This is a genomic window from Methylobacterium sp. J-072, from assembly GCF_022829425.1.
In the GTDB taxonomy this organism is placed as follows: Bacteria; Pseudomonadota; Alphaproteobacteria; order Rhizobiales; family Beijerinckiaceae; genus Methylobacterium.
In genome coordinates this window covers 37,551-56,560 of sequence record NZ_JAKSYK010000168.1, presented here as the reverse complement: position 1 = coordinate 56,560, position 19,010 = coordinate 37,551, and the positions used below count along the sequence as shown (strand labels likewise).

Genomic DNA, 19,010 nt, shown 5'->3' with positions numbered 1-19,010 from the left:
GACGCCCGCCCTTCGGACGGGGCCGAGGCGGCGGGAGGAGCGGAGCGATCTCATCCCAGAGATCATCGGGCAGAAGCGGTCTGGCCATGCTAAACCAACGCTGAAAGCCTCGCTCCGTGCCGTTCTGTTAGGCGCTCTTAGCCAAGGGTTCTGCAACAGTTCGATATAAACTCTAGGTATGCCACGGTAACACAATTTGAAGATTCGCGCAGCACCATGCGCGCATGCGTAGACGCACCTATATCTTGCTCTTCATGGCCACCGCAGTGGCTACACTGGTCGCGCGAATAAACAACTTTCAGTTGCCCATCTTTGAACTTCAAGATGGTATATTTTTATACTTCACATTTAACCTAGTATTTAAGCTTATGCAGATCACAAAGATCTATTACATTGTCAATTTTATAAGAAAAAGCGTCTTATTTCATTTTATGGAGGCTCTCGCGATCCTTGTTTTTGCTTGGAGCGCCACCGTCAATTTAAGCTACAGCATTCAGATTTTTGCCCTCCCATTACGAGATGATGTATTTCTCACAGTCGATCGGACCCTCGGATTTGATTATGTTTTGCTCATGACATGGATGAGCCATCATCGCTCGCTGTCCAACGTACTGAGCGAAGTCTATAACCTGTTCCCACCCCTAATCATCTTGCTGACGTTGTCAGATTTGGTTCTCGTCGGCGATATGCGCGTGGGCGAGCGCTTCTTTACGTCGGCTTTGATCGCCTTCCTCCTCGCCTTCATCATCTGCGCGCTCTTGCCTGCAGCAGGTGCAGCGTCCTTGCTGGATCCCGAAACCGCAGCGCTTGCCACGGGCGCGACGCCACTGGATCGCCTGTACGCGCTCCGCTCCGGCGACGCGCATCAGTTTGGGCGCGGCGCAGCGGGCGGTCTGGTCTCTTTCCCCTCCATGCACGTCGCAATTGCGATTCTAGCGCTGTACGCAGCGCGGGATGTCCGATGGTTGTTTCTCTGCGTGCTCCCGATCAGCCTGGGTTTCTGCGTCACCGCGCTGACCCATGGGGGACATTACCTGGTGGATTGTTTTGCCGGTGCGGCTGTAGCCGCTGCGGCCATCCGGTTGAACAACAGCTTCCACGCCTTCAGCGCCCTGCGGTTGCAGACCTCACGGGCCTACATCCGCAGCGAGGCGTGACCCTTGCGAGACGGACGTTTTGCGCGAGAGAAGCTTTGGACCGATCCTACCGGTGGGTCTGCAAGGACAGCGAGGCAAGACCGATCCACCATCGCCGCCGTCCGCGGGTGTTGATCCGGCGCCATAAAACGTCTGCCTTCGCAACAGCTGGAACCCAGTCTCTCGCCGGCCGAGCGGCGTCCCCGTCACGCCGTGATGCTGGCGCCCCGCCGGAGGTGCTCGTCGAGCCGCGGCATGATCTCGACGAAGTTGCAGGGGCGGTGCCGGTAATCGAGTTGCTGGGCCAGGATGCTGTCCCAGGCGTCCCGGCAGGCCCCCGGCGAGCCCGGCAGCACGAACAGGTAGGTCGCCTGCGCGACCCCGGCGGTGGCCCGGGATTGCAGGGTCGAGGTGCCGATCTTGTCGTACGAGATCCGGTGGAACACCGCGGAAAAACCGTCCATCCGCTTCTCGAACAGCGGCTCCAGTGCCTCCGGAGTGACATCGCGGCCGGTGAAGCCGGTGCCGCCGGTGGTGATCACCACATCGACCGCCGGATCGCGCAGCCACATCTCGACCTGCGCGCGGATCGCTGGAATCTCGTCCGGCACGATCGCCCGCGCCGCCAACCGGTGGCCGGCCTCGGTGAGGCGCTGGCTTAGGGTGTCGCCCGAGCGGTCGTCCGCGATCCGCCGTGTATCGGAGACGGTGAGCACCGCGATCCCGAGGGGAATGAAGCGGCGGGCATCGGGCTGATCGGCCATCGTGAGGGCTCTCCGGGACAGAACGCAGATATGGGCCGCCGGCCCTCCTTTGTCGCCCCTTGGGCTATCGCCCCGGCCGCGGGTCTCGTGGAGACAGGGCGGGTCGTGGAGCCGAACCGGACCGCATCTCCGACGCCGTCCGACCGGTTCCTCGACCCTCCCTGAAGGCTGGTCTGAGTTCGCCGTCTCGGATACCGCGGCGATGTGATCCGAACCGGGCGCCCAGATATCTTGAAACATGAGCCTCGCGGCTCCGGAGGAAATTTCTTTAGAATAAAACTAATCTACTGAATTTCACAACCAACACGCGGTCACAAAATTGTGAAATACGTTGAAACTGCAAAATCGTTCAACAAAGATGGCACGAGAATTATATCGCGTCGCCCCGAAACATCATCTACCGAATTCACTCCGTACAAAGACCATGCCATATCGAAGATCCTAGATATTTAAGCCGACTTATTACGAGAGACACGATCAGAAATAAATGCTTTGACTTTTTTTCACTCAGGATCATTGTGAACACGTCGCAATAGCCCAATACGCCGCGACCTGTCGTCGGCAGACCCGGTTAGCAATCTTCCAGGTACCAATAAGACTTTCGAGGCCACAGCACAGCCTCGAAACGACAGGTAGTTTAACGCCCGACTCGAGGGCAGATCTTCGGCCCGGCATTGAAAATATCGAACTCGGAGCGGCGGTAGTCCGGGCGCGGATCGCAATCAGATTTACGTCCGGCACCGGCTCCGCCCTTTAGCAAGCAGCGCTTTCGTCATCGCCCCGAAACGATCAATGCACCGCACATGTTCCAGCGCATCCAAGTGAAATTCACTTTGGATGGCAGCTCACTTGTGATGACGTCGAACAGAGGAATGCAAGATGACCGCCGCCTCGAGAAAACTGGGCGTCCTCGGAGGATTAAGCCGATCTTCGACAATCGGATGCCACGATATGATCAATCGTGAGATTCTGGATTTAACCGATAACCGCCACGCCGCAGACCTCGTGATGTGGAGTTTCGATCCGGACACGATCGTTCATCTCCTGTCGGAAAACGGATGGTCCTCGATCGCCCCTCGGATCGAGGAGGCCATCTCCAACCTCCTCTGCGAGGGCATCGACGGCCTGATGATCGCCAGTGACACGCTTCACTGCGCCCTGGAGCGGGAAGCGATCCATTGCGGCGTGCCAGTGATCCAGCTCCGCGATGTACTGGCCGACGAGATCCGGCGCCTGTCCCTGACCAAGATCGGTTTCGTCGGGACATCAGTGACGATGCGCAGCCCCTATTATCGGGACTTCATCCAAGGCTCGCACGGCATCGATATCGTGCTTCCGAGCGAGAGCCTATGGATCAATATTGATTACTCAATCTGCAATCGAATCTACGACGGCGAGGGCACGATACTCGAAGCCGAGACTTATACGCAGATCCTGTCCGATTTCGAAGCGCAGAACGTCGACGGGATCGTCGTCGCCTCGCCGGAAATTGCCCTGGCGTTCAACAAGCCGAAACCGGTTCCGGTGCTGCACACGGCCAAGCTCCATGCTGCTGCGGCGGCGAGATGGTGTGTCGCCGACCGTGACATCGTGCAGCCCACGCTACCGTTATACGATGCAATGCGGCCCGCGCCGGCGGAATCGCGCGTCGAAGCCTCCGACGCCCCGTCGAGGATCGCGTTGAAGATGCCCTATTCCGACACCTTCCCCTACTCTCGCAAAGGCAAGGGCAACGGTAAGGGCAAGGCCGCCGCTTCGGCGCCGACATCCGTCGGAAAGCAGTCGCCTCGCTCGTAGCGGCGAGCCGACCTATCGGCCATCGCGACTTGCCGCCGGCGGCGAAGTGCGGTGTCTTCGCGCGCGTAAATCGTGCCGAAGACACCGCAGGGCGGAACCCCACACATGCACATGTACGGCAACTGGCGCTCGGCCGCCGCCTTCCGGGTCCGGATCGCCCTGAAGCTGAAGGGCATCGCTTACGAGGAGACCTTCATCGACCTCGATGCCGGCGACCAGCACAAGCCGGAATTCCGCAAGATCAACCCGCAGGGCGCGGTGCCGGCGCTGTTCGACGGCGACGGGCCGCCGCTGACCCAATCCCTGGCGATCCTCGACTACCTGGAGGAGACGCGGGGCGGCGTGCGCCTGCTGCCCGAGGAGCCCCGGGCGCGGGCCCGGGCGCGCTCGCTGGCCCAGGTCGTCGCCTGCGACACGCACCCGCTCTACGTGCCGCGGGTGCGCACCTTCCTGATGGAGGAATACGGGCTGCCCCGGGAGCGGATGCTGGCCTTCCTCCGCAACGCCTTCGAGACCGGGCTGAAGACCCTTGAGACCCGGCTTTCCACCGAGCCGGGGACCGGCCGGTTCTGCCAGGGCGACGCGGTGAGCCACGCCGACTTGTGCCTCGTCAGCCTCTGGGTCGGGACCGGCATCTTCGGGGTCGACACGGCCGCCTACCCGACGGTCGCCCGGATCGCCGAGGCCTGCCTGGCCCTGCCGGAGGTCGCGGAGGCGCATCCCCTGCGCCAGCCCGGAGCCCCCGCCGCCTGAGGCACGCCGCGTGCGTGCACCTGTCGCGCGTGCTCGGATGGGACGTGCGCGGATCGAGCGTGCTCTGATCGGGCGTGCGCGGATCGGACGTGCTCTTGGCGGGCAGATGTGGCAAGCGGGCGTCCGAGGCGTTTAATCCGGCCGGGGCGCCAAGTCCGGCCCGTGGGGAGAAAGGGTGTCGATGGTACCCGACGATAACGAGTCCGGCCTGCATCGCGTCGTCGTGGTCGGCGGCGGGGCCGCGGGGCTCCAGTTGGTGACGAAGCTCGGCGACAAGCTGGGGCGCGGCAAGCGGGCGCACATCACCCTGGTCGATCGCGCCCGCACGCATATCTGGAAGCCGCTGCTGCACGAGGTCGCGGCCGGCAGCCTCGATATCGGCCACCACGCCGTCGATTACCTGCACCACGCCCACATGCACGGGTTCCGCTACCGAATCGGCAGCATGACCGGGCTCGACCGGGAGGCGCGCACGATTCGGCTCGCCGCGAGCCACGACCCCGAGGGCCGTGAGGTCACGCCGGAGCGCTCGGTGCCCTACGACACCCTGGTGATGGCGGTGGGCTCGACCACCAACGATTTCGGGACGCCGGGCGTCGCCGAGCACGCCATCGCCCTCGACACACAGGACCAGGCGGTGCGCTTCCACCAGCGCCTCGTCAACGCGTCCCTGAGGGCCCACACCCAGGCGGGGCCGGTCCGTCCGGGCCAGCTCCACGTCACGGTGATCGGCGCCGGCGCCACCGGCACCGAGCTCGCCGCCGAGCTGCACCGGACCTTCCGCCACGTGGTCGCCACCGGCCTCGACCGGATCGATCCGAGCAAGGACATCCGCATCACCCTGGTCGAGGCGGCCGAGCGGATCCTGCCGGCGGTGCCGCAGCGCCTCTCGGTGGAGGTGATGCAGCTCCTGAACAAGATCGGGGTCGACGTCCGCGTGAAGGCGCGGGTGACCGAGGTGCGCGCCGACGGCGTGCACCTCGCCGACGGCACCTTCATCCCGTCGGAGCTGGTGGTCTGGGCGGCGGGCGTGAAGGCGCCGCCGTTCCTGCAGGGCATCGGCGGCCTCGAGACCACGCGGACCAACCAGCTGGTGGTCGCCCCGACCCTGCAGACGACGCGCGACCCGGACATCTTCGCGATGGGCGACTGCGCCTACCTGGTCGAGGCCGGCTCGGACACGCCGGTGCCGCCCCGAGCCCAGGCCGCCCACCAGCAGGCCAGCCATCTGATCGGCCAGATCCAGGCCAAGATCGACGGCAAGCCCCTGAAGCCGTTCAAGTACAAGGATTTCGGCTCGCTGGTGTCGCTGGGCGAGTATTCCACGGTGGGCAGCCTGATGGGCTTCGTCCGGGGCAAGAACATGCTGATCGCCGGGCTGTTCGCCCGGATGATGTACCGCTCGCTCTACAAGATGCACGAGCGGGCGCTCCACGGCAGCGTCAAGACGGCGCTCGACGCCCTCGCCCGGGCGCTCACCCGCCGCACCGAGTCGCGGGTGAAGCTGCACTGATCAATCACCGGCACCCAGGCGACACGGGGCCGCAACGGGGAGGACGACCGTACGCGGACGTCGAACAGGTCGGCAAGATGGTTCCGTGCGGCGAAATGTGAACTATAGTTTACATTTCGCCGGTCCCTGTGTACGGATCCTGACATGTTCCAAGTGCTCCGCACCGTCGAATTCATCGATTGGTTGACCGCATTGAAGGATGTCCAGGCGCGGGCGCGGATCACCAAGCGAATCGACCGTATCGCACAGGGTAACCTTGGGGATGCCAAGTCCGTCGGCGATGGTGTCAGCGAATTGCGGTTCTCGTTCGGTCGTGGGTACAGGGTTTATTACACCCTGCGCGGCGATGTCGTCGTGATCCTGCTGTGCGGCGGCGACAAGGGCTCGCAGGCGCGGGACATCGAACGGGCTAAGGCTATGGCGCGGGAGGTTTGACGATGGCCCTGGAAACCAAGCCTTGGGATGCAGCCGAGGTGCTGAAAACCCCGGCCGACATTGCAGCCTATCTCGACGCCTATCTCGAGGACGGCACTCCGGAAGAGGTGCTGGGCGCGTTGAACACCATAGCCCGCTCGCACGGCATGTCGGCACTGGCCCGCGAGACGGGGATCAGCCGCGAGGCGCTGTACAAAGCCTTCAGTGACAACGGCAATCCCACGCTGGATACCTTGTTGCGCGTCCTGAAAGCCTTCGGTGTGCGGCTCGCGGTGGCGGCGTGATCGCCCCCCTGAACATGGAAAGGGGTCCCGCGATCCGGCCCGTCGTCACGCCCGACACCTCCACCAGGCCGAGGCCCCTGCCACTGCTGGGCTCACTGTGTGGGAAGCGGCCGCAGGCCTGAAGTTTGGGACAACCACTCTGGACGAGGCCGTCGCCGGCACCAAAGCGCCGTGTTCGTGATCCGTCCGCCCTCAGAGCAAAAGCCGTTCACGGTGAGACGAAGTGTGCTCCAGATGTTTGCGCGTGCCGCATTTTCTAAGCCGAACCGGCGCCTACTTCGTTGGAGAATGCTCTAAGTTCTTGATGATGCCTCATCCCGAAAGTCGGCACCTACCTGTCGGGACGATGCGAAGACTCAACCGGCACCCCGGCGATAGGGGGGCCGCAACAGGGAGGATAACGGCATGATCCTGGTCAGCGTAATGTACCCAGCCGGCCCGAATTTCGACATGGCCTATTATCTCGGGCACCACATGCCGCTGGTGCGCGAGCGCTGGTCGGCTCTGGGCCTTCACGACGCCAAGGTGGTCAAGGGCGCGGGCACCCCGGATGGCGGTGCGGCGCCGTTTCAGGTGATGGCGCTGCTGACCTTCGAATCGGCCGAGGCCTTCAAGAAGGCCGCGTCCGCCCATGGCGAGGAGATCTTCGCCGACATCCCGAACTTCACCACGGCCCAGGCCCAGGTGCAGATCAACGACTTCGCGGAGAACCCGTGATCGATATCGTCAAGGCAGTCCAGCACGCCGATCCGAGCCTCGGCACCTACGTGGTTGTGCTGCGCGCCGACGCCCGGGCCCTCGACGGCCCGGAGCGTCTCACCCCCGAGGCGCAGGCCTGGATCGAGGCGAACGCCCCCGGCGGCCGCCTCGCCCGGGTGCGGGTCCTGCTCGCCCCCTATCCGGGGGCGATGCCGGCCGAGCGGGACGTGACCGTGGCGGCCTTCGCGGACGCGCGCCAGCTCGCCGCCTTCGCGACGACTTGGACCGGCGATCCGCTGCCGGAGGCAGAAGAGGAGCCGTAGGGCCGGGTCAGGCCGCCCGCAGCTGGCGGATCGCCCGCAGCGTCGTGGCCCGCTGCACCTCCAGGCGGCGGATCAGCGGCACGAGGTCGGCGCCTGCATGGGCGGCGGCCTCGACTTCGCGGCACAGGCTCGACAGGCCGACAAAGCCCAGCAGCCCAGCAGCCGCCACCATGGCGTGGGCGTCGTGGGCAATCTGGAGGCGGTCGGTCTCGCTCGGCCGGAACCGCTCGGACAGCTCGTTGGCGAGCAAATCCAGCAGAGCGCCGACCTGATCCGTGCCGAAACTCGCCTCCATGTCGGTGAGCACCCCGGCGTCGAGCACCGCGGGATCGACCGGCGCGGTCCGCAGCGGCGCCTCCTGGCGCGCCGGCCGGCGGGCGCCTGGGGCGGTCCATCGGCTGATCGTGGCGAACAGGTCGGCCCGGCGGAACGGCTTGCCGACATGGTCGTCCATCCCGGCCTCGCGGAGTTCCGCGACCTGCGCCGGCAGGACGTTGGCGGTCATCGCCACGATCGGGACGTCGCAGGCCGGCGGCGCAAGGGCACGGATCCGGCGCGTAGCCGTGAGCCCGTCGACGCCGGGCATCTGCACATCCATCAGCACGAGGTCGTAGGGGCGCCCCTCGGCCACCGACAGGCCCACGGCGGCGATCGCCTCGCCGCCATCCCCGGCCACCTCGACGGTGTAGCCATGCGATTCGAGCACCGCGCAGGCGAGTTCCTGGTTGAGCGGCACGTCCTCGACCAGGAGCAGGCGCACCGGCGGCCCGGCCGGGAGCGCCCGGGATGCCGCCTTGACCGGCGGGGGCGGTGAGGCCGCCGCCTCGCGGCGAAGCGCGTCGACGGCCTCGGTGCCGCGCGGCAGAACCAGGCGGAACCAGAAGGTCGAGCCCTCCCCCTCGCGGCTCTCCATGCCGATCTCACCGCCCATGAGCGTGACGAGGTGCCGGGAGATCGCCAGCCCGAGGCCGGTGCCGCCGAAGCGCCGGCTGATCGAGCCGTCGACTTGGCTGAAGCGCTTGAACAGACGCTCCTGCTGCGCCGGCGCGATGCCGATGCCGGTATCGGTGACCGCGAAGCGGACCACGTCGCCGGGGCCGCCGTCCGGCGCGACGCCCTCACCCTCCCGCTTCACCGTGACGGTGACGGAGCCTTCGGGGGTGAACTTCACGGCGTTGTTGAGCAGGTTGAGCAGTACCTGCCGCAGGCGGCCGGGGTCGCCGACCACGACCCTCGGAAGCGCCGGATCGATCTCCGCCTCGATCCGCAGGCCGCTCCGGAGCGCGCTGCCCCGGACGATCGAGACCGTATCGTCCACGATCTGCGCCAGCGGGAAGCCGACCGGGTCGAGGGTCAGCTCGCCGGCCTCGATCTTCGAGAAGTCGAGGATGTCGTTGACCACGGTGAGGAGCGCCGCCCCCGAGCTGTGGATCAGCTCCAGGCGCCGCCGATCCTCGTCCCGGATGGCGCTCTCGTCGAGGAGCAGGTCGGCATAGCCGAGGATGCCATTGAGCGGCGTGCGGATCTCGTGGCTCATCGCGGCCAGGAACTCGCTCTTGGCCGCGCTGGCCCGCTCGGCTTCGGCGCGCGCCGCCTCGGCGTCCCGGGTCGCGTCCCGCAGGGCCGCCTCGGCCGCCTTGCGCTCGGTGATGTCGAGATGGAGCCCGACCATGCGCTGGGGCTGGCCCTCGGGGCCGAACTGCGTGCGCCCGCGGGCGTAGATCCAGCGCTCGCCGACCCGGAACTCGGCGACGAAGGCGGAGGAGGTCTCCACCGCCCGCCGGATCTCGTTCCAGACATCGCCGGCATCCTCGGGATGCAGGAGCGCCGTCCAGGCTGCCGCGGCCATCGTGTGCGCCCGGCCGGTATCGGGCAGGCCGTGCATGCGCGCGCTCTCGAGGCTCAGGGTGGCGAACCCCGTGCGCATGTCCCAGTCCCAGGTGCCGGCATCGGCCGCGTCGAGGGCGATCCCTAAGAGCCCGCGCGCCTCCTCGACGGCGAGCCGGGCGGTGACGATGTCGTCGACGTCGAGCGCGGTGCCGAGCCATTCCACCACGGCGCCATCGGCCGGGTCGAGATAGATCGGGATCAGCGAGATCTTGTGCCACCGGTAGACGCCGTCGTGCCGCCGGATCCGCCACTGGCCGCCATAGCCGATCCCGGTCGCGATCGCCTCGCGCCAGGCCGCCTCCATGGCGGCGGCGTCCTCCGGGTGGTTGCGGGCGAGGCGCTCGGCCCGGTCCAGCCCGATCGGCCCGTAATAGGCGTGGAACTGCGCGTTGGCGTAGGTGGCCTGTCCGTCGCCGACCCGCATGGTCCAGATCAAGAGCGGCAGGGTCTCGGCGAGGCCGCGATAGCGCAGCTCGCTGCGGCGGACCTCGTCCTCGGCGCGCCGCCGCTCGGTCACGTCGATGAGCACGCCGATCAGGCCGGTCACAGGGTTCTTGCCGCGGCACACGCCGCGCACGACCACGTCGCGGACCTCGCCGTCGGGCCGCAGCAGCCGGGCCTCGAAATCGAAGCTCGCGCCGCGGGCGATGGCGTCCGTGACGATGCCCTCCAACCGCTCCCGGTCGTCGGGGTGATAGATCTGCGCGAAGGCGGGGAGCGCCGGCGCCGGTCCCCGGGGATCGCGGCCGGCGATCGCGTAGAGGCTCTCCGACCAGACCGGCTGCCCGTCGGCGAGGTCCACGCGCCAGTTGCCGACGCTGGCGAGCTGCTCGGCCATGGTGAGCTGGTGGTTGGCCGCCGCCTGCGCCTCGGACCGGGCGTTGATCTCGCGGTGCTGCTCCCGGATCAGGGCCTCGCGGATCGCGGCCTGCGCCATCTCGTGACTGCGCCGCACATCGGCCTCGGACAGCCGGAGATGGGCGATCACGATCTCGGCGAGGTCGCGGAACGCGTCCTTGTCCGCCTCCGAGAGCCCGTCCCGGGGCTCCGAGTCGATCAGGCAGAACGTGCCGATCCGGAGCCCCGGCGCCAGGCTCAGGGGGATGCCGGCATAGAACCGGATCCCGCCCGGGGCAGCGACAGGGGCGAGATCGCGGAACCGCGGATCGGCCTGGGCATCGGGCACGATCAGCATGGCGTCGCTGCGGATCGTGTGCTGGCAGAGACTCTGATCCCGCGGAATCGTCGTCGGCACGTCGGCGCAGGGCGTCTTGAGCCATTGCCGGGTGTCGTCGAGGAACCCAACGAAGGCGCTGCGCACGCCGAACAGGCGGCGGGCGGTGCGGCACACGGCATCGAAATGCGGCTCGGTCGGCGTGCCGACGATGCCGAGGGCGTCCAAGGCCGCGAGCCGCGCCGCCTCATCGTCCGGGTGTGCTTTCACCTATGGTCTCCGGGTGCGAATATGCCGTTCGGCAATCGCCAGCGTCCTCGCAGGTGCGATGACCCGCCTGTGACCGCGTTTCAAGCGGGCCTGGCGCCGATCCGGGGCATGCGCAGCCGCGCGGCTTCGAGGGCCCAGACCATGCCGAGCATCATGTAGACGTGGCGCCATTTCTCGATGTCGATCTGGAACGCCTGCAGGAAGAACATCAGCAGCGCCGGCCAGACGATCTGGGCATGCGCCCGGACCGGCGAGGGCCGCACCAGCAGGCGGAAGCCGACGAAGCTGGTGGCCAGCACCAGGCCGACGAACACCACGCCGCCGAGCCAGCCGCCATTGGCGAAGGAGCCGATATAGGAATTGTGCGGCTCCAGTCCGAAGACCAGCCGCCAATGCATCGGCCCCATGCCGAACGGGCGCTCCAGCAGCATCGCCAGGCCCCGGACCTGGTTGCCGAAGCGGCCGGTCTCGCCCTGGTCGTAGTCCTGGGCCAGGGCCGCCCGGGTCTCGAACATCGTGTGCACGTGCTCGACCGACAGGAGGCCGATCACCGCGATGGTACCGAGCACCATGGTCGCCAGCGTCAGGAGCACGATGCGGCGGCGCAGCCGGACGGAGCCGCTGCCCGCATAGACCGAGCCGACCATCAGCAGCACGGCCACGACGCTGCCGCCCCAGGAGCCCCGGGAGAACGACAGGAAGATGCCGGCCATGATGATCAGCAGGCCGGCGAGCGACACCAGCGGGCGCCGGGCCGAGCCGGTGAGCAGCCCGTGCATCAGGTAGAGGGCACCCAAAGTCAGGAACGAGCCGAACACGTTCGGGTCCTGGAAGGTGCCCGAGGCGCGGTCGTACTTGTAGAACAGGTCCTCGATCCCGAGCCATTGCAGGTAGCCGACGATGCCGAGCGCCGCCGAGAACACGCAGCTCACCGTGTAGGCCTTGAGCGCCAGCTCCATCCGGGCCTGCGTGTCCTCCGAGAAGAACATCGCGAAAAAGATGCAGGTGACCACGAGGTAGATCAGCTGGATCGTCCAGGTGACCGGGACCTCCTCGTTCAGGTACGGGAACAGGGCGATGACGATCGCCCCCAGGTAGAGCAGCAGCAGCGCCAGCAGCGGCACCGCCCCCCGGTGCAGGCGCACGCCGAGGCAGAGCCACAGCAGGATCGTCGGGATCGCCACCGCGTCGTAGGGCGAGGTCTCCGAAAACGCGAAGCAGGCGAAGAAGATGAAGGCCGCAAACAGCGCCTTGGCCAGCCCGCGGACGACCGCGAGGAGCGGGATCCCGGAGGCGAAGCCTGCCGGGACCGGGATGCCGGGCGCTGCGGTTTGAGCCATGGATACGCGGACTCCGCGGGCCGGTTACGCAGGCCCGCACCGATGTCCATGACATCCAATGGTTGAGAATCGGCTTCGCGGCTGATCGGGCTCGTCGTCAGCCCTTCAGCCGCTTGTTGCAGACCGAGTAGTAGCCGCCGCCCTTCTGGATCCATTTCGCGTCGCCCAGCGTCCCGGCGGACTTGGCCGCGTTGTAGCTGTCGAGGCAGGTATGCATCCGGGCCTTGCCGGCGGATTCGCTCGCATATTTCGGATCGACGGCGGACGGGTAAGCAGCGGTGCCGGCGGCCGGTGGCCTCGCTGCCGGGGCGACCGGCGCGGGAGCCGGAGCGGGGGCAGCGGTCTTGGTCGCGCCCGGTGCAACCGGGTTCGGCACCGTGTTGGCCGTCGTGCCGGACGCATCGGCACCGCATTCCGCCTTGCGGAAGTCGTTCCATTTCTGGCCGTTGAGCGTCCCGGCTTGCTTGGCCGCCTGATACTTGGTCGAGCAATCCTTGGCTGACAGGGCCGCCGCCGGCGTGGCGAACGCTCCGGCACCGCAAGCGAGCACGGCGGCGACGGTCAGAAGCAGACGTACCATAGCGAATAGCCCTCGGGTCGGTATCGAGTCGATCCGATACGCTATCTCAAGGATAATCGCTCCGGTAGCCGGTCGATATACAGGCGTTGACAGACGCCGTTTGGCGCCCCCGGCAACCCGAAGCTGCCGACGGCGCGTGTTCGGGCCGACCCAGGCGACCCCCGGTCAGACCCGACAGGCTTCGAATCCCTCGCGGATCGCCACCGGGTCGAGGTTGCGGCCGATGAACACCACCCGGGACACCCGGGGCTCGTCCGCGCGCCAATCCCCCTGGACATCGCCGTCGAGGATCATGTGCACGCCCTGGAAGACGAAGCGCTTGGGCTCGTTCGGGAAGGCGACGATGCCCTTGCAGCGCAGGATGTCGGGCCCCTGGACCTGGGTCAGGTTCGAGATCCAGGGCATGAACTTCTCCGGATCGACCGCGCCGTCGATCTTCGCCGAGATCGACTGGATCTCGGAATCGTGATGGTGGTGGTGGCCCTCCTCCAGGAATTCGGGCTCGACCTCCAGGATGCGGTCGAGATCGAAGGCGTTGCGCTCCAGCACGGCCTCCAGGGGCACGGCGCAGTTCTGGGTGCGGTGGAGCGTGGCCAGCGGATTGATGCCGCGGATCTCGGCCTCGACCCGGTCGAGATCGGCCGGCGAGACGAGGTCGCTCTTGTTGAGCAGGATCACGTCCGCGAAGGCGATCTGGTTCTTGGCCTCCGGGGCATCCTTCAGGCGGTCGGACAGCCACTTGGCGTCAGCGACCGTCACCACCGCGTCGAGACGGGCGGCATCGCCGACATCCTGGTCGACGAAGAAGGTCTGGGCGACGGGGGCCGGGTCGGCGAGCCCGGTGGTCTCGACGATGATCGCGTCGAACTTGCCCCGGCGCTTCACCAAGCCGTCCATGATCCGGATCAGGTCGCCGCGCACCGTGCAGCAGACGCAGCCGTTGTTCATCTCGAACACTTCCTCGTCCGCGCCGACGACGAGGTCGTTGTCGATGCCGATCTCGCCGAACTCATTGACGATCACGGCGTAGCGCTTGCCATGATTTTCCGTGAGGATCCGGTTGAGCAGCGTGGTCTTGCCGGCGCCGAGATAGCCGGTGAGTACGGTCACCGGAATCTTGCCGGCGGTCGAACCCGATGGGGCGGAAGCAGAACTCATGTCGGTCATGGCGGATTCTTCGATCGGATCTGCGGGATGGACTCGGGGCTGCTGGCCCGCGAGCGTTGTCATATTGTAACAAATCCCGGCGAAGGAAGACGGAGCCACACGGTTTCGCGACCAGGGCCTCCCAATCGATTGCGGATCAGTCAAGCTTTGCTCTAGGGACGCGACGCCCCCTGAGTCGCCGCGGGGCGGCTGCCTTAGAAAAGCGCCACCGATCGCATTGAAGCGGACGGAGTTCTTGCGCGAATCGTACCTCGTCCGCCATCCCGGTTCCTTCGCCCGGCCCCAGAAGACTTTTCGCATGGACGCCCGCAATCCGATTGACCAGGACGAGACCCGCGCCGGTCCCGCGCGCAGGCGCGGCCCGCCGCGGCTCTTGATCGTGCTCGTGCTGCTCGTGGCCGCGGGCGGCCTGGCGCTCGCGTTCTCGGACCGTGCCCGCGAGGCCGCCTCGGGACTCGTCGCGGCGCTGTTCGGAGCGGGCAACCCCGATGCGGGGATCGAGGTCGAGAAGGCCGGCGCCGTCGAGCGGGTGTTCCGCCCGACCAAGGAGCAGCGCGCCGCCTTCGAGATCCTGCCGGTGGCGACCCAGGTGTTCCGCCCGGAGGGCTCCGCGGAAGGGCGGATCGCGCTCAACGACGACGACAACGTGCCGGTGGTCTCGCCCTATGCGGGCCGGGTGACCAAGGTTCTGGCCCGGGCGGGCGACGACGTGAAAGCCGGCGACGTGCTGCTGACGCTCGAGGCCACCGACATGGTCCAGGCGCAGAACGACTACCAGGCGGCCCTTAACAACCTCCAGAAGCAGCAGGCCCTGCTGAAGCTCGACCAGACCATCGCGGCGCGCCAGCAGGAGCTGTTCCAGGCCCACGCGGTGGCGCTGAAGGATTACCAGTCCGCGCAGAACGACGTCATCGCCGCCCAGAGCGACCTCAAGACCGCGGAAGCGTCCCTCGACGCTGTGAAGAACCGCCTGCGGCTGCTCGGCAAGTCCGACGCCGAGATCGCTGCCTACGAGAAGAACGGCCGCCTGAGCCCGGAGACCCAGATCCGGGCGCCGATCGCCGGCACGATCGTCCAACGCAAGGTCGGCACCGGGCAGTTCCTCTCGGCTTCGAGCGACCCGGTCTTCGTGATCGGCGACCTGTCCACGGTGTGGCTCGTCGCCAACGTGCGCGAGAGCGAGATCCCGAAGATCCGCATCGGCCAGGAAGTCGAGGCGAAGGTGGCGGGCTTCGGCGCGCGCGTGTTCAAGGCCCGGGTGAACTACATGGCCGCGAGCCTGGACCCGGCCACGCGGCGCCTCGCCGTGCGCAGCGAGGTCGACAACCCGGACCGGGTGCTGCGTCCGGAGATGTTTGCCACCTATACGATCATCACCGGCAAGGGCGAGCCGAGCCCGAGCGTACCGGTGGCCGCGATCGTGTACGAGGGCGACCGCACCCATGTCTGGGTCGCCCGCCAGGACGGCGCCGTGGAGGCGCGCGACATCAAGCTCGGCGTCATCAACGGCGACAACGCCCAGGTCGTCGAGGGCCTGCAGGCGGGCGATCAAATCGTGACCCGGGGGGCCCTGTTCATCGACCGGGCGGCCACCGGCGACAAGGCGTCCTGAGCGGGAATCCCGGGCGATGAACAGCCTGATCGTCTTCTCGCTGCGCCAGCGCGTGCTGGTGGTGCTGCTGTTCGTGGTGATGCTCGGCATCGGCTACGGCGCCTACACGCAGCTCAACATCGAGGCCTATCCCGACCCGGTGCCGCCACTGGTCGACGTGATCACCCAGAACCCGGGCCAGTCCGCCGACGAGATCGAGCGCTACATCACGATTCCCCTGGAGGTGGCGCTCGCCGGCATCCCCAACGCCCAGGTGGTGCGCACGATCTCGCTGTTCGGCCTGTCCGACGTGAAGGTCCAGTTCAACTACGAGTACACGTACGAACAGGCGTTGCAGCGGGTGCTCAACCGCCTGTCGCAGGCTCCGAGCCTGCCCAACGGCGCCACGCCGCAGATCTCGCCGACGAGCCCGGTGGGCGAGATCATGCGCTACAAGCTGGTCGGCCCGGCGGGCTACTCGCCCATGGACATGAAGACCCTGCAGGATTGGGTGCTGCAGCGCCGGTTCAAGGCGATCCCGGGGGTCACCGACGTGACCGCCTTCGGCGGCAAGGCCAAGGAATACGAGGTCGCGGTCGACCTGAACCGCCTGCAGGCCCAGGGCCTGACGCTGGTCCAGTTGACCACTGCGCTGAACAACGCCTCGATCAATGTCGGCGGCCAGACGCTGAATGTCGGCCAGCAATCCGCGGTGGTGCGCGGCATCGGCCTGATCCGCGACATGGACGACATCAAGGACACGATGATCAGCCTCGTCAACGGCACGCCGGTGCTGGTGCGGGACGTGGCGGAGGTCCGCGTGTCGAACGCCCCCCGCCTCGGCATCGTCGGCCACGACGACCAGTCCGACGTGGTCGAGGGCATCGTGCTCATGAGCCGCGGCGGCCAGAGTCTGCCGACCCTGGAGCGCGTCGAGGCCGAGATCGACAAGATCAACAACTCGACGATCCTGCCGCCCGACGTGAAGATCGAGCGGATTTACGACCGCTCGGGCCTGATCCACACCACGACCCATACGGTGATGCACAACCTCGTCTTCGGGGTGGTGCTGGTGTTCATCGTGCAGTGGCTGTTCCTCGGCTCGCTCACCAGCGCGATCATCGTGGCCGCCACGATCCCGTTCGCCCTCGGCTTCGCGATCCTGATCCTGGTGGTGCGGGGCGATTCGGCCAACCTGCTGTCGCTCGGCGCGATCGATTTCGGCCTGATCGTCGACGCCACGGTGATCATGGTCGAGAACGTGTTCCGCCACCTCGCCGAGCCCGAGCATACCAAGGGTCAGGAGGCGCCCGGGGGGCTCGAGGGCCGGCTCGGCACCATCGCCATCGCGGGCATCGAGGTGAACCGGGCGATCTTCTTCTCGGCGATCATCATCATCCTCGGCTTCCTGCCGCTCTTCACGATGAGCGGCGTCGAGGGCCACATCTTCGGGCCGATGGCCAAGACCTACGCCTACGCGCTGGTCGGCGGCCTGCTCGCGACCTTCACGGTGTCGCCGGCCCTGTCGGCGCTGATCCTGCCCCGGAAGCTGGAGGAGCGCGACACCCTGATCGTGCGGGTCCTGCGCGCCGGGCACGAGCGCATCCTGGCCTTCGGCCTGAAGAACAGGGTTCTGGCGCTCTCGGTCATGCTGGCGGTGCTGCTGGTCTCGGGGCTGGCGGCCCGGAACCTCGGCCTGGAATTCCTGCCCCGGCTCGAGGAGGGCAACCTCTACGTGCGCGGCACCATGCCGTCCTCGATTTCGCTGGAGGCCGGCAACGCCTACGTCCAGCGCCTGCGCAAGATCTTCCAGGAAGTCCCGGAAGTCGTCACGGTGATCTCGCATCAGGGCCGGCCCAACGACGGCACCGACGCCACCGGGTTCTTCAACGTCGAGATTCTGGCGCCGCTCAAGCCGATCGACGAATGGCGCAAGGGCCTCGACAAGGACACGCTGATCCACGACCTGAGCAAGAAGCTCGAAGCAGAGTTTCCCGGGATCGAGTTCAACTTCTCACAGTATATCGAGGACAACGTCCAGGAGGCGGCCTCGGGCGTGAAGGGCGAGAACTCGGTCAAGATCTACGGCAGCGACCTCGCCCAGCTCACCAAGACCGCCAACGCGGCCAAGGCAGCGCTCGCCACGGTGCCCGGCATCACCGACCTCGCGGTGTTCGAATCCCTCGGCCAGCCGACCGTGCGGATCGACGTCGACCGCCACAAGGCCGCCCGCTACGGCCTGTCGATCGGCGACGTGAACACCACGATCCAGGCCGCGATCGGCGGCCAGACCGCGGGCGACCTCTACGAGTACGGCTCGGACCGCCACTTCTCCATGCGGGTGCGGCTCGCCAAGGAATACCGCTCGTCGCTCGCCGGCATCCGCAACATCGCGGTGGGCGCCCAGAACCCCAATGGCGGCGTGATCCAGGTGCCGCTCTCCGAGATCGCCGACGTGGATCTCGTCTCGGGCGCCTCGTTCATCTACCGCGAGGACCAGGAGCGCTACATCCCGGTGAAGTTCTCGGTGCGCGGGCGCGACCTCGGCAGCGCGGTGATCGAGGCCCAGCGCAAGGTCGCCGAGGCGGTGGACCTGCCCCCGGGCTACCGGATGGAATGGGTCGGGCAGTTCACCAACCTCAAGGATGCCGCGACCCGGCTGAGCCTGGTCGTGCCGGTCACCCTGCTGCTGATCGCGCTTCTGCTGTTCATCAACTTCTCGTCCGTGGCGGATATGCTGCTAACGCTCTCGGTGATCCCGATGGCGATGATCGGCGGCATCTTCGCCCTGTCGTTCACCGGCACGCCGTTCTCGATTTCAGCGGCGATCGGCTTCATCGCGCTGTTCGGCATCTCGACCATGGAGGGCGTGATCCTCCTGGCCTACTACAACCAGCTCCTCGACGAGGGCTGGCAGCGCAAGGAGGCGGTGTGGAACGCCGCGATCGTGCGCATGCGCCCGGTGATGATGACCTGCGTGGCCGCCTGCGTCGGCCTGCTGCCGGCGGCGGTATCCACGGGCATCGGCTCGCAGGTGCAGAAGCCGCTGGCCCTGGTGGTGGTCGGCGGCATCATCCTGGCGCCCAACCTGATCCTGGTGGTGGTGCCGGTGCTGATCTCGCTGTTCTCCCGGCGCCGACCGAACCCGAACGCGCGGGCGCGGACGGAGCATCGGGCCGCGGCATGAGTCGGATCGGGGCGGCGCGAGCCGGGGGGCGACACGTGACCGGAACACCACAGCGCCGGTCCGGCGCGCGGGATCGCGCCGCCGTCGGATTGACTTGGCCGTGCGCC

At 66.9% G+C, this 19,010-nt stretch carries 15 protein-coding genes and 1 pseudogene; 10 read left to right on the top strand and 6 right to left on the bottom strand.

The features are described 5' to 3' along the window. Positions 1 to 88: pseudogene (locus MKK67_RS19255) on the bottom strand (IS5/IS1182 family transposase); the annotation flags it as partial. Between the two features lie 136 nt (positions 89 to 224). Here MKK67_RS19255 and MKK67_RS19250 point away from each other — a divergent pair. Continuing rightward, complete coding sequence (locus MKK67_RS19250) at positions 225 to 1,157, top strand: phosphatase PAP2 family protein (protein WP_243968310.1); 933 nt, start codon at positions 225 to 227, stop codon at positions 1,155 to 1,157. A 185-nt stretch (positions 1,158 to 1,342) separates the two neighbouring features. On the opposite strand, the gene moaB is transcribed toward MKK67_RS19250, so the two are convergent. Further along, a complete protein-coding gene (gene moaB, locus MKK67_RS19245; protein WP_243968307.1) occupies positions 1,343 to 1,900 on the bottom strand; it encodes a molybdenum cofactor biosynthesis protein B in 558 nt (185 codons plus the stop codon). Between the two features lie 879 nt (positions 1,901 to 2,779). On the opposite strand from moaB, the gene MKK67_RS19240 reads away from it, so the two are divergent. The 7 genes from MKK67_RS19240 (at position 2,780) to MKK67_RS19210 (ending at position 7,704) form a co-directional block, all read left to right on the top strand. After that, complete coding sequence (locus MKK67_RS19240) at positions 2,780 to 3,697, top strand: aspartate/glutamate racemase family protein (RefSeq protein ID WP_279601716.1); 918 nt, start codon at positions 2,780 to 2,782, stop codon at positions 3,695 to 3,697. Positions 3,698 to 3,802: 105 nt separating this feature from the next. Then, positions 3,803 to 4,450 carry a maleylacetoacetate isomerase gene (maiA, locus tag MKK67_RS19235; protein ID WP_243968302.1) on the top strand — a complete coding sequence of 216 codons (648 nt, stop codon included), beginning with the start codon at positions 3,803 to 3,805 and terminating at the stop codon, positions 4,448 to 4,450. A gap of 181 nt (positions 4,451 to 4,631) precedes the next feature. After that, positions 4,632 to 5,963, top strand: coding sequence for an NAD(P)/FAD-dependent oxidoreductase (locus MKK67_RS19230; RefSeq protein WP_243968301.1), 1,332 nt, complete (start codon positions 4,632 to 4,634; stop codon positions 5,961 to 5,963). Between the two features lie 144 nt (positions 5,964 to 6,107). Next, complete coding sequence (locus MKK67_RS19225) at positions 6,108 to 6,398, top strand: type II toxin-antitoxin system RelE/ParE family toxin (protein WP_243968300.1); 291 nt, start codon at positions 6,108 to 6,110, stop codon at positions 6,396 to 6,398. A gap of 2 nt (positions 6,399 to 6,400) precedes the next feature. Beyond that, positions 6,401 to 6,682: an addiction module antidote protein gene (locus tag MKK67_RS19220; RefSeq protein ID WP_243968299.1), complete on the top strand. Its 282-nt coding sequence runs from the start codon at positions 6,401 to 6,403 to the stop codon at positions 6,680 to 6,682. Between the two features lie 405 nt (positions 6,683 to 7,087). Continuing rightward, positions 7,088 to 7,399: an EthD family reductase gene (locus tag MKK67_RS19215; RefSeq protein ID WP_243968297.1), complete on the top strand. Its 312-nt coding sequence runs from the start codon at positions 7,088 to 7,090 to the stop codon at positions 7,397 to 7,399. Then, the gene (locus MKK67_RS19210; RefSeq protein ID WP_243968295.1) at positions 7,396 to 7,704 is read left to right on the top strand and encodes a hypothetical protein; all 309 of its coding nucleotides are present in this window, start codon (positions 7,396 to 7,398) and stop codon (positions 7,702 to 7,704) included. The genes MKK67_RS19215 and MKK67_RS19210 overlap by 4 nt, the downstream gene beginning before the upstream one ends. A 7-nt stretch (positions 7,705 to 7,711) precedes the next feature. Here the strand turns inward: MKK67_RS19210 and MKK67_RS19205 are convergent, their stop codons facing one another. The 4 genes from MKK67_RS19205 to MKK67_RS19190 form a co-directional block, all read right to left on the bottom strand. Then, a complete protein-coding gene (locus MKK67_RS19205; RefSeq protein WP_243968293.1) occupies positions 7,712 to 11,038 on the bottom strand; it encodes a GAF domain-containing hybrid sensor histidine kinase/response regulator in 3,327 nt (1,108 codons plus the stop codon). A gap of 80 nt (positions 11,039 to 11,118) precedes the next feature. Continuing rightward, the gene (locus MKK67_RS19200; RefSeq protein ID WP_243968285.1) at positions 11,119 to 12,378 is read right to left on the bottom strand and encodes an O-antigen ligase family protein; all 1,260 of its coding nucleotides are present in this window, start codon (positions 12,376 to 12,378) and stop codon (positions 11,119 to 11,121) included. Positions 12,379 to 12,475: 97 nt separating this feature from the next. After that, entirely contained in the window at positions 12,476 to 12,958 is a 483-nt protein-coding gene (locus MKK67_RS19195; RefSeq protein ID WP_243968283.1) for a hypothetical protein, read from the bottom strand. Between the two features lie 165 nt (positions 12,959 to 13,123). Next, on the bottom strand, positions 13,124 to 14,125 hold the full coding sequence (locus MKK67_RS19190) for a CobW family GTP-binding protein (RefSeq protein ID WP_243968281.1): 1,002 nt from the start codon (positions 14,123 to 14,125) through the stop codon (positions 13,124 to 13,126). Between the two features lie 298 nt (positions 14,126 to 14,423). Here MKK67_RS19190 and MKK67_RS19185 point away from each other — a divergent pair, with 298 nt between their 5' ends. Together MKK67_RS19185 and MKK67_RS19180 are read left to right on the top strand one after the other, a co-directional pair. Beyond that, positions 14,424 to 15,737, top strand: a complete 1,314-nt coding sequence (locus MKK67_RS19185) for an efflux RND transporter periplasmic adaptor subunit (protein ID WP_243968279.1) — start codon at positions 14,424 to 14,426, stop codon at positions 15,735 to 15,737. 16 nt (positions 15,738 to 15,753) lie between these two features. Further along, a complete protein-coding gene (locus MKK67_RS19180) occupies positions 15,754 to 18,903 on the top strand; it encodes an efflux RND transporter permease subunit (protein WP_243968268.1) in 3,150 nt (1,049 codons plus the stop codon). The last annotated feature ends 107 nt before the right edge of the window (positions 18,904 to 19,010 follow it).